Origin of the sequence: Mycobacterium sp. (assembly GCF_050701675.1) — a bacterium.
GTDB lineage: Bacteria > Actinomycetota > Actinomycetes > Mycobacteriales > Mycobacteriaceae > Mycobacterium.
In genome coordinates, this window is the sequence record NZ_JBOGDD010000941.1 from 1 (window position 1) to 8923 (window position 8923).

Below are 8923 nucleotides of genomic sequence, written 5' to 3' on the forward strand. Positions count from 1 at the left end.
GAAGTTGAAGTATTGGCTCGAGTGATGCGCCTGATGCGTGGCACAGACCAGGCGCACCCGGTGCGCGACGCGGTGGTACGCGTAGAACAGCAGGTCGACGCCGACGATGGCGATCACCCACGTGTACCAGGCCGTCGACGGCAGGTGCCACGGCGCGACGTACGCGTAGATCGCGGCGTAGCCGAGCAGCGCGATGAACTTCCAGGCCCCGGTGGTGGCCACCGATACCAGCCCCATGGAGATGCTCGCCCATGCGTCACGGCGCAGGTAGGCCCCGGATGGCATGCGGTCGTCCGTGTCAGTCGGCTCCTCGCGCGAGCGCTCGTCGGCGAGCCGTTCGAGCTTGCGGGCAGCCGTCCATTCGAGGATGAGCAGCAGGAGGAAGAACGGGATCGCGAAGAGGACCGGGTCGCGCATCTGCGGGGGCAGCACGTCCAAGACGGTGCGAATCCCGTCGAACCAGTTCATGGGTCACCTCCCTGCCCGGGCAATCCTAGCTACCCGCTCCTCAGCGGAAGCTCAGAACGTCGTCGCCCCACGCCGCCCGCAATGGCCGATCGGGGTCCTCGACCACCGTGTCGCGTTTGTCGATCATCAGCGTCGCCCGGTCGCCGTCCCGGTAGGGCCGCCAGCGCGGCTCCCCGGGCGGCCCGACCGGCTCGCCGCCGGCCGCGAAGTTCAGCCAACGGGCTCGGATGCGCTCCGACACCGCGGTCCCAGCCTTGAGCCCACCCAGCTTGAACGTCGGATCCTTCGGTCCCGCAACGAGATTGCCCCACACGTACGGAAGCTCGGTGGCGTGTGCGGCACCGAGCCTCAGCATGCGGAGCATCGGCGTCGACCAGTCGAACCGGTACGTGTACACCGGCGCGACGGCAGTGTGCCCCTCGGCGAACCAGATCGACGGCATTCGGAAGCCGATGTCACGGGCGACGCCCATGCCGGGCGTCTTCCCACGGCCCCGATACGCCGAGCCCAACTGTGCCTCGCTGGGAATCTGCAGACCGGGTTGCTCCGCGGCGATCTGCTCGAACATCGCCTTGATCGCCATCGGCGTGATGGGCATGAGCGGCGACTTCATGAAGCGGAACAGCGCCGCCTCGTGCTTGTTGGTCCCGATGATCAGCGGAACCGGATGCGTGCCACCCGCACGCGCCACCGCGACCGGATAGTCGGGCACGAGTTCACCGTCGACGATCGGCGCATAGGCCAGGGTCCCCGGCGTACGCACCGGGACCTCGTCGAACAGGCGCTTCGAGGCGGCCAACAGTTCGCTGATCGGCGCATCGGGGAGACGGTCCACCTCGTCGACGCCGACGCCGAGCGTCTCGAGGAACTGCCCCGCGATCCCGCGGGAGCGGCTGGCGTCGTAGACCGACGTCGCCGGTGAGCTCTGGGCAATCGCGCCCGAGAACAAGCCTGCGGCAGCCGGGCTGGCCAGCAGCGTCGTGACGATGCCAGCGCCTGCCGACTCGCCGAAGAGCGTCACCCGGCCGGGGTCTCCCCCGAAGGCCGCGATGTTGTCACGTACCCACTGCAGGGCGAACAGCACGTCACGCAGGCCCAGGTTGCTCTCGAAACGGGTGCGTTCGGTGCTGAACGACGACAGATCGAGGAAGCCGAACGCGCCGAGGCGGTAGTTCACGGTGACGATGACGGCGTCACCGTCACGGGCCAGCACCCGGCCCCGGTACAGAGGCTGCGCCGCGGAGCCAAGGACGTACGCACCGCCGTGCACCCAGACCATCACCGGCTTGCGGTCACCCGGCTCGGTGTCCGACGACGCCCACACGTTCAGCGTCAACGAGTCGTCGCCCTGGGGTGCGCCCAGGTCGATGGGTATCCGCGGGTCGGTGGGCTGCGGGCAGACGGGTCCGACTCTGGTGGCATCGGCGACGGCCGTCCAGGGCTCGGGCGGCTGGGGCGCACGCCATCGCAGTTCAGCTACCGGCGGTGCTGCGTAGCGGACTCCCCTCCACGACTTGACCGTTCCGTCGTCGACACCCCTGACGCGTCCGTACGCGGTGTCGACGACGGGACCGTCGACCGATCGACCACCGTCCGGCCCGGCCGTCACCGTCGGTTGCCCCTCGCCCCGGCCCGGTCCTTCTCGGTGATGAATGCGTTGAAGCCGCCCTCGGCATCGGACTTGATGCTCTCCGAATCGGGCCGGTCGAGCAGTACGGCAATCAACGTGCGCTGTGGATCCGTCACGGGGACTCCTTCAGTTACTCCGGAACAACCTGATCACCAGGCTACTCGGGCGCCGTGACGGTCCCTTCCCGCTCCTCGAGGGGCCAGGCCGGCAAACGTGGGAGGGAAACATTCTCGGTGGTCGCAATCCTGTGCCCGACGGACCGCCGTCCGTAGCGTCCGGCGGCATGACCACCGACATCGCATCCGCCGTGCCGCAGCTGACGTCACCACGACAGGCGCTGGCCGTCGCCGACGCCGTTGCCTCCGACCTCGCCGTCGGCAGTGCCGAGCGGGAACACAATGGCATCGCCCTCGTCCCCCAACTCCGCCAGGTCGCCGACGCCGGACTGCTTGGCATCTCCGTACCCGTCGAGCACGGCGGGCCGGGACTCCCCGCGTCGACGACGATCGACGTGCTTCGCCGGCTCGCCCGCGGCGATGCCGCCGTCGGCCAACTGTTGTTGTCGCACTTCGTGGTTGCGCGTGCGATCGCCGGACTGGGACAACGGGATCCCGCGCCCCGGATCTACGCCGACGTCCTTGCGGGCGCGCAGATCGGCAATGCCACCGCCGAACGTGGCACCAGCCACGCGCTGGACCGCCGCACCACCGTGACGCCCGGCGAGAACGGGACGTGGGTGCTCAACGGCACCAAGTACTACGCGACCGGGGCGCTCGGCGCGACGTGGATCGCTGTCGCCGCGGTCGTCGGCAATGGCGCCGACGAGACGGCCACCGTGTTCGTCCGCCCCGATCAGGACGGCGTCACCCTGAACCTCGACGAGTGGTCGGCGTTCGGGCAGCGTGGGACGGCCAGCGGCGAGGTACTGCTCGACGGCGTCGTCGTCGACGGTGCGCTGGTGATCGAGGAGGGCAGTCCGCCCGACCCGCTCACCGGACCGCCCAGCGTGCTCGGCGCATTCGACCAGGCGCTGCACGCCGCGATCGACATCGGAATCGCGAGGGCCGCACTGGAAGACGGTGCCGAGTTCGTCCGCACCAGGTCCAGGCCGTGGAAGGAGGCACTCGATGCGGGTATCGAGCGGGCCGACGAGGAACCGCACGTAGTCCGCAAGTTCGGGGAGTTCACCGCGCGGCTGTATGCGCTCGAGGCGCTGCTGGCTGCCGGTTCGGCGATCATCGACGAGGGCTACGCGACGCAGGAACCTTCGCGTGAACTGGCCGCGGAGGCAACCTTGAAGATCGCCGCCGCCAAGGCGCTCGCGCAGGAGTTCGCCGTCGAAATCGCCAGTGGCATATTCGAATTGGCCGGCACCTCGGCCACGGACGCAGCCGTCAACCTGGACCGGCACTGGCGCAACGTGCGGACTCATTCCCTGCACGATCCGGCCCGCTGGAAGTACGTCCACTTGGGCAACCACACCCTGCACGGCGCCCGCCCGCCGCGGCTCGGCCTGGTCTACTGAGAAACCCGGGGAATCGAATCATGGGCTACCAGAACCGCTTCTACCTCACCGGGAGTATCAACCAGCCCACCGTGGCCGACGCGTTCGACTTCGTCGGCAAGCGGCTGCAACCGGGCGTGACCCGGGTGCCCGACGGCGAGCCGGGCGACCGCGCCAACTGGGTGCTGACCCAGACGGCCCACTTCCTGGACAACCCGACGCTCGACGTCGTCGAATCCGACGGCGGCAAGCGCGCCAGGCTGCGGAAGGGCACCTCGGCCGCCGACGTGACATTCCCCGCCTTCGCCTACCAGGACCACGCGATCGCGTCCTACGACGTGTTCCGCGCCGCTCGGGACCGCGGTGACCTCGCCCCCGACTCCAAGTTCCTGGTGTCGATCCCGACGCCGTTCAACGCGGTGAACTTCTTCGTGGACTTCGACTCCCAGGTCGAGGTCGCGAGGGCCTACGAGGTGCCGTTGAAGGCCAGCGTCGATGCGATCCAGGACGCGATCCCGCACCGGGACCTCGTCATCCAATGGGACCTGCCGATCGAGGATGCGACCGTCGAGGGCTGGTTCCCCAATCCCTACGACGACTTCGAGCAGATCTACGCAGCGGCCGCGCGGCCGGCGTCCTGGGCGCACGACGACGTCGAGCTGACGTTCCACCTCTGCTACGGGGATTCGAAGTTCGGGGCGTCCCCCTTCATGGGTGACCCGCCGGACGCCGAGGCCGCCGCCAGGGGTGGCCGGCACGTCTATCCGCGGGATGCGGCGACGATCGTCGCCGTCGCCAACGGGTTGTCCCGCCACGTGCCGCGCCGCATCGACGCATTCCAGGCGGCGACTGTGACGACGTGGAACAAGCTCGCGCACTGGCAGCCTCTGGCCAACCTCGCCATCGAGCCCGAGACCGAGTTCTACCTCGGGTTGGTGCACGCCGAAGATGGCGCGGCGGGCGCGAGGTACCGCGCCGCACTGGCATCGAATTTCCTGGCGGAGTTCGGCTTGTCGACCGAATGCGGGCTCGGCAGGCATTCGGCCGAGCAACTCGATCGGGTGGCCGCCACGGTCGCCGAGCTCTTCGGGACCAAGACGCCGGCCCTGGCGTAACCCGCTCGGCTAAGTTGACGCAGTGCGAAAGTGGGCGCTGTTGATCTCAGCCATCGTCACCGAGGTCGCCGCGACCCTTTCGCTACGGGCCTCCCAAGACCATCCGGCGTGGCTGGCGGTGGTGGTCGTCGGCTACGCCGTCGCCTTCGTCCTGCTCGCGCTCGTGCTGCGGGAGGGCATCCCGGTCGGCGTGGCCTACGGCATCTGGGGTGCCGCCGGCACGGCGCTCACCACGGTGCTGGCCGCACTGATCTTCCGCGATGCGTTGACGTGGCCCATCGCGGGTGGCATCGCGCTGATCATCGCCGGAGTGCTTCTCGTCGAGTTCGGTTCGCATCCGCAGGCAGAGCCCGCCGCAGCGGAACCGGCGTGAGCGTGTGGCTGGTGCTCGCCGTGGCGATCGCCGTCGAGGTCTTCGCAACACTGGGCATGCGGGCGTCCGACGGCTTCCGCAAGAAGGCGTGGACCGCCCCCGTCATCGTCGCCTACCTGGCGTCGTTCTACCTGCTGTGGCTGGTGCTGAAGCTCGGCATGCCGATCGGCATCGCCTACGGCGTGTGGACGGCATGCGGCGTTGCGCTCGTCGCGGTCATCGCCCGCTACGCGTTCAAGGATCCGCTGACGCTCAAGATGATCGCGGGCATCGGCTTCATCGTGGCGGGCGTCCTCGTCATCGAGCTGGCGGGCGCCGTCCACTGAGCACCCCGGCCGCCGCCACGACGGCAAGCCCGGCGACCGGTACGACGAGCAGCCCGACCCGAAGACTCGTTGCATCGGAGATCATTCCGACGATCGGTGGCGCTCCGACGAAACCGAGCCGCATCAGCCACGCCAGGGCCGTCAGACCGGTACCCGGCCGCAACCCCGGCAGTCGGTCAGCCCCGTGCATCGCCGCCGGGATGGTGGTGGCGAGGCCAAGCCCGGCGGCCGCGAAACCGGCGACGGTGCCCGGCACGCTCGGGAACGCCAGCGCCAGCCCCATCCCCGCCGCGGCGAGCAGTCCGCCGGCGCGGGCCACCGCGCGCTCACCGAAGCGATCCACCAGCCGATCCCCCGCCAGCCGTCCGATGAACTGGAACCCGAGCAGGCCGATGTAGCCGAGCGCCGCAATGGCGCCGCCCGCACCGAGGCCACTGCCCAGGTACAGGGCGGCCCACGAGCTTCCGGCGTCCTCGACCACGGCGCCAGCCGTCGCGATGACCACCAGCAGGAACAACGCGCCGCCCGTGCGCCGGCCCGGTCTTCGCGCCCGCCCGGCGCCCGCCGCGGGGTGGTGGTCATGGTCGGGACCCCGCAGTAGGAACGGGTACGCGGCGACGGCCACGCCGATGAACACCGCAGCGCTGACGGCGAGATGCGTCGCGATCGGAACGTGCAGCGCGATCGCGCCTGCAGCCATGCCCGCGCCGAGCACCGCGCCGATCGACCACACCGCGTGCAGCGAGTTGATGATGGAACGGCCGTAGACCCGTTGCAGACGTAGGCCGTTCGCATTCTGCGCGACGTCCGTGACGGCGTCGCACAGACCGCCTGCGAACAACAGTGCGGCCAGCACAGCGGGCGTGGTGGCCACTCCTGCCGCGAAGACCAGCACTGCGATGCCGATGGTGCAGATCAGCGCCGTGCGGGCGGAGGTCAGCCGACGGATGATCGCCCCTGCGGCCAGGCCCGCGACCAGTGCGCCGACGGGGAAGGCGGCGACGACGATGCCGTACGCCGTATTGCTCAGCGCGAGTTCGGTCTTGAGCTCCGGGAACCGCGGCACCAGGTTGGCGAAGATGGCCCCGTTGGTGAGGAACATCGCGGCGACGGCGACGCGTGCCCGGCGATTGCGGGTCGGTTCGAGCCCGCTGGTCGCCATGGGCGGGACGATACTGTGCGGCCGAGTTACGCGCCCCGGCCCCTTTCCCGGCAAGATTGCGGGCATGACTGAACTGGCCCCGTCGTTGGTCGAACTCGCCCGCCGCTACGGCGTGGCAGCCGGTTACGACGACTGGACCGGTGGCCACCGGCCGGTTGCCGAGTCGACGCTGGTCGCCGTGCTCGGCGCGCTGGGTGTTCGGGCTGCGACCGACGCCGAGCGGGTGACCGCGCTGCTGGCCAACGACCAGGACCGCTGGCGCCGCACCCTGCCCCCGACGGTCGTCACTCAGACGGGTCGGCCGACGTCGTTCTGGGTGCATGTCACCCACGGTGAGCCGGTCGGCGGCTGGATCCGCCTCGAGGACGGCACCGTGCGCACCGGCCTGCGCCAGTTGCAGAACGACACCCCGCCCTACGAACTCGATGGCCGCCGGATCGGCGAGGCGACGTTCGAACTGCCCGCGGACCTGCCCATCGGCTACCACCACCTGCACGTCGACGCAGGAGGGGTCGAGGCGGTCGCCGCGCTCATCGTCTCCCCCGCCGCCACCCCGCTGCCCGCCCAGCTCGGTGGCGGAAGGACGTGGGGACTGGCCACCCAGCTCTACAGTATTCGCTCCGAAAGATCTTGGGGAATCGGCGATCTCACGGATCTGACCGACCTCGCCGTCTGGTCGGCGGCCCGTTACGGCGCCGGCTTCATCCTGGTCAACCCGCTGCACGCCGCGGCGCCGAAGGCGCCGATGGAACCGTCGCCGTACCTGCCGACCTCGCGTCGGTTCGTCAACCCGATGTACCTGCGCGTCGAGGCCATCCCCGAATACGCCTACGTCCGCGCTCGCGGCGACCTGCGCAAGGCGCGGGAGGTCGCGCAGGCACGCGCGAAGAAGTCGACGCTGATCGACCGCGACTCCGTGTGGAAGATCAAGCGGGCAGCGCTGCGGGCCGTCTACCGCGTGAAGCGGTCCGCCGGTCGCGAGCTGGCGTACGCCGCCTACCGCGAGCGCGAGGGCCACAGCCTCGACGACTTCGCCATCTGGTGCGCGCTGGCCGAGAAGTACGGCAACGACTGGCACCGGTGGCCCGAGGAACTTCGCCACCCGGCGAGTGACGCCGTTGCCGCCTTCGCATCGAAGCGCGCCGACGCCGTCGACTTCCACCGCTGGCTGCAGTGGCAGCTCGACGACCAGTTGACGGGCGCGCAGGCCACCGCCATCCAGGCGGGCATGGCGCTGGGCGTCATGCACGATCTCGCCGTCGGCGTCGACCCGAACGGCGCCGACGCGTGGGCGCTGCAGGACGTTCTCACCCTCGGTGTCAGCGTCGGGGCTCCGCCCGACGAGTACAACCAGCTGGGCCAGGACTGGTCGCAGCCGCCGTGGCGCCCCGATCGGTTGATCGAGCAGGGCTACGAGCCGTTCCGCGCGCTGGTCAACGCCGTCCTGCGGCACGCGGGCGGCGTGCGCATCGACCACATCATCGGACTGTTCCGGCTGTGGTGGATTCCGAAGGGCGCCCCGCCGACGGAGGGCACCTACGTCAGCTACGACCACGAGGCGCTGATCGGGATCGTCGCGCTGGAGGCGCAGCGGGCGGGCGCGGTCGTCGTCGGCGAAGATCTCGGCACGGTCGAACCGTGGGCGCGCGACTACCTGCGGGAGCGCGGCCTGCTCGGCACGTCGATCCTGTGGTTCGAGCTGGATCGCGACGGGGATGGTGGCCCGCTGCCTGCGCCCCGGTGGCGGGAGTACTGCCTGTCGTCGGTCACGACGCACGACCTGCCGCCGACTGCCGGATACCTCGCTGGTGAGCACGTCAGAATCCGCGAGGAGCTCGGGCTGCTGACCCGCCCCGCCGAGGAGGAGTTGGCCGACGATCACGCCGAGCAGGCCGCGTGGCTCGCCACGCTGCGGGCGGCCGGGCTGCTCGGCGACGATCCGAACGTCGAGCAGATCGTCAGCGCGCTGTACTCCTATCTCGGCCGGACCCCCTCACGCCTGCTCGCACTCGCGCTTCCGGATGCGGTGGGCGACGTGCGCGCCCAGAATCAACCGGGAACCACCGACGAATACCCAAACTGGCGGGTCAAGCTGGCCGACCCCGACGGCAGGGAGCTGCTGGTCGAGGACGTCGTCACCAACCCGCGAGCGGCGGCTCTCGCCGAGGTGATGCACACTCAGGTAACGCAGGCGCGCGAGTGACCGAAGTTCCTCAAGAGACTGAATTGCGCTATGTTCGCTTTTCCACCGCGACACACGGAGGGCACGTGAAGAAGATTCTTGGGCTGGGAGCCGCCGCGTTCGCCGTTCCCGTCGCCATCGCCTCGGTGGCCCTGTTCAGCCC

The 8923-nt window shown here is 69.8% G+C and carries 9 protein-coding genes; 5 read left to right on the forward strand and 4 right to left on the reverse strand.

Annotated features, from left to right (window positions below; translation table 11 throughout):
• From ACRDUX_RS28525 to ACRDUX_RS28535, 3 genes are all read right to left on the reverse strand, one after another.
• Positions 1-468 (reverse strand): sterol desaturase family protein (locus tag ACRDUX_RS28525; protein WP_526418817.1); only part of this gene is annotated, 468 nt, incomplete at its 3' end.
• Positions 469-508: 40 nt separating this feature from the next.
• Positions 509-2077 carry a carboxylesterase/lipase family protein gene (locus ACRDUX_RS28530; RefSeq protein WP_526418819.1) on the reverse strand — a complete coding sequence of 523 codons (1569 nt, stop codon included), beginning with the start codon at positions 2075-2077 and terminating at the stop codon, positions 509-511.
• Positions 2074-2214: a hypothetical protein gene (locus tag ACRDUX_RS28535; RefSeq protein ID WP_526418821.1), complete on the reverse strand. Its 141-nt coding sequence runs from the start codon at positions 2212-2214 to the stop codon at positions 2074-2076. Before ACRDUX_RS28535 ends, ACRDUX_RS28530 begins: the two co-directional genes overlap by 4 nt.
• Positions 2215-2381: 167 nt before the next feature.
• Here ACRDUX_RS28535 and ACRDUX_RS28540 point away from each other — a divergent pair, with 167 nt between their 5' ends.
• Genes ACRDUX_RS28540 through ACRDUX_RS28555 form a run of 4 tightly spaced genes read left to right on the forward strand, consistent with a single transcriptional unit; the run spans position 2382 to position 5416 of the window.
• The gene (locus tag ACRDUX_RS28540; RefSeq protein WP_526418823.1) at positions 2382-3623 is read left to right on the forward strand and encodes an acyl-CoA dehydrogenase family protein; all 1242 of its coding nucleotides are present in this window, start codon (positions 2382-2384) and stop codon (positions 3621-3623) included.
• 20 nt (positions 3624-3643) lie between these two features.
• A complete protein-coding gene (locus ACRDUX_RS28545; protein WP_526418825.1) occupies positions 3644-4717 on the forward strand; it encodes a hypothetical protein in 1074 nt (357 codons plus the stop codon).
• A gap of 22 nt (positions 4718-4739) precedes the next feature.
• Positions 4740-5090, forward strand: coding sequence for a DMT family transporter (locus ACRDUX_RS28550; RefSeq protein ID WP_526418827.1), 351 nt, complete (start codon positions 4740-4742; stop codon positions 5088-5090).
• A gap of 2 nt (positions 5091-5092) precedes the next feature.
• Positions 5093-5416: a DMT family transporter gene (locus tag ACRDUX_RS28555; protein WP_526418832.1), complete on the forward strand. Its 324-nt coding sequence runs from the start codon at positions 5093-5095 to the stop codon at positions 5414-5416.
• Here the strand turns inward: ACRDUX_RS28555 and ACRDUX_RS28560 are convergent.
• The gene (locus ACRDUX_RS28560; protein ID WP_526418828.1) at positions 5388-6578 is read right to left on the reverse strand and encodes an MFS transporter; all 1191 of its coding nucleotides are present in this window, start codon (positions 6576-6578) and stop codon (positions 5388-5390) included. The two genes, ACRDUX_RS28555 and ACRDUX_RS28560, sit on opposite strands and share 29 nt — an antisense overlap.
• Before the next feature lie 64 nt (positions 6579-6642).
• Between ACRDUX_RS28560 and malQ the strand changes: the two genes are divergently transcribed.
• Positions 6643-8781 carry a 4-alpha-glucanotransferase gene (gene malQ / locus ACRDUX_RS28565; protein WP_526418830.1) on the forward strand — a complete coding sequence of 713 codons (2139 nt, stop codon included), beginning with the start codon at positions 6643-6645 and terminating at the stop codon, positions 8779-8781.
• Positions 8782-8923: the final 142 nt, after the last annotated feature.